Source organism: Bradyrhizobium sp. Ses1 (assembly GCF_059512365.1).
This window is the reverse complement of record NZ_JCAMOQ010000162.1, coordinates 1-1,507: the sequence shown is the minus strand read 5'-3', so window position 1 is coordinate 1,507 and position 1,507 is coordinate 1. Positions and strand designations below refer to the sequence as shown.

At 63.4% G+C, this 1,507-nt stretch carries 2 protein-coding genes; both read right to left on the bottom strand.

All coding sequences use genetic code 11. The annotated features are described in order from the left end of the window. Window positions 1–5: 5 nt before the first annotated feature. Window positions 6–350: a hypothetical protein gene (locus AC5ZG5_RS46110; protein WP_456647245.1), complete on the bottom strand. Its 345-nt coding sequence runs from the start codon at window positions 348–350 to the stop codon at window positions 6–8. After that, window positions 350–1,441 (bottom strand): IS5 family transposase, encoded by a 1,092-nt coding sequence (locus tag AC5ZG5_RS46105; RefSeq protein ID WP_456647246.1) that lies wholly within the window; start codon window positions 1,439–1,441, stop codon window positions 350–352. The genes AC5ZG5_RS46110 and AC5ZG5_RS46105 overlap by 1 nt, the downstream gene beginning before the upstream one ends. Window positions 1,442–1,507: the final 66 nt, after the last annotated feature.

The window sequence follows — 1,507 nt, the reverse complement described above, 5'->3', positions numbered from 1 at the left end:
GGAACTCAACCGCGTTCGCAAACGAAGCCTGAATCGTCGCCATTGTGTATGTAGAAGTGGCCGACGAGCTTGCCCGCAGTGCCGATCATAACCCATCCGCGACCGCAGGCCGGGTCATTCTCGTCGTGTCCTTCCCATGAGAACTCCGCGCAGGCAGAACCGTCTCGCGCGCCGTAGCGGACGTCGAGAAAGCCCTTCAGCGCACCGAAGGCAATTTCACCGTCGGACTTACCCTCGAAGGTGAGATGCGCCTCTTCGACAAGATCGAGGAAGTCGCTGTCCCAGTTGTCCATTTCGACGATACGCCAGCGGCCGGCAACGGCCTTGGCAAAGCCGGGCACCTTGGCCATCAGCCAGCCTCCGCTATCAGCTTGGGCAGCCGCACCAGATTGTAGGCGGCGGCAGCGAAGGTAAATGCCCATGCGACGCGATCACGGCCGCGGAAGCTGGTCTTCTCTTGCCCTGCGATCGTCTTGATCCAGCCGAATGCCTCCTCGATGCGCTTGCGGATGCGCTGGCTGACGGCATAGCCGCCGTGCCGGGTCGTTCGCCCGTCGATCGCAGAGCTGCGGCCGCTGGTGTTCTGCGCAACATGCGGCGTCGCGTTCATCGAGCGCAGCTCGTTGACGAAGTCTTCTGCATCGTAGGCTTTGTCGGCGCCAAGTGTGATCGCTGTTGGTCGGTCGGCACGAGGCTCAATCATGTGCAGCGCGGCCACCCGTTCGGCATGCCCGCCAGCCAGCGTCAGGCAGGCATCGACCAGCAGGCCGTGGCGGTTCTCCATCAGCCCATGCCCGATGAAGCACAGCTTCGTCTCCTTGCCTTTACCCTTGCGGTAGAGCCTGGCATCGGGATCGGTGGTCGAAGCATGGGTGTCGTTCGAGCGTTTCTGGCCATGGAAGTCCGCTTCGGCATTGCGCCCGCCGCCTTGCGCCGGAGGCTCGGCAGAGCCGTCCTTCGGCGTGACGCTCTTCATCGAGGCCCAGGCTTCGATCAGCGTGCCATCGACCGAGAAGTGATCGCTCGACAGAAGCTTGTTCACCTTGGGCTGCGCCAGCACCGCCGCGAGGAACTTGGCCGCGATGTCGCCTTCCAGCAGTCGGTCGCGGTTCTTCGAGAACACCGAATGGTCCCAGGCTGCGTCGTCGACGCCGATCCCGACGAACCAGCGGAACAGCAGATCGTATTCCAGCCGCTCCATGAGAAGCCGCTCCGAGCGGATCGAATAAAACGCCTGCAACAGCATCGCCCGCAGCAGCTTCTCCGGCGGGATCGACGGCCGTCCAATCGGCGAATAGAGCCCGGCAAATTCGCGCCCCAGCGCCGACAGCGCCTCGTTCACAATCGTCCGGATCGCTCGTACCGGATGATCTCGCCGGACCCGCGCCTCCAGGTCAACGTAGCTGAACAGCTCGCCCGTTCTATTGTCGCCGCCGCGCACGCACCATCTCCGAATCTCGTCGGAGCCAATGAATCACGGTCGCCGGTCGGCGGCGAGCGCCTTTTT

Coding starts and splice junctions, on each gene's coding strand:
- AC5ZG5_RS46110 (WP_456647245.1), bottom strand. CDS start 350: ATGGCCAAGGTGCCCGGCTTTGCCAAGGCCGTTGCCGGCCGCTGGCGT.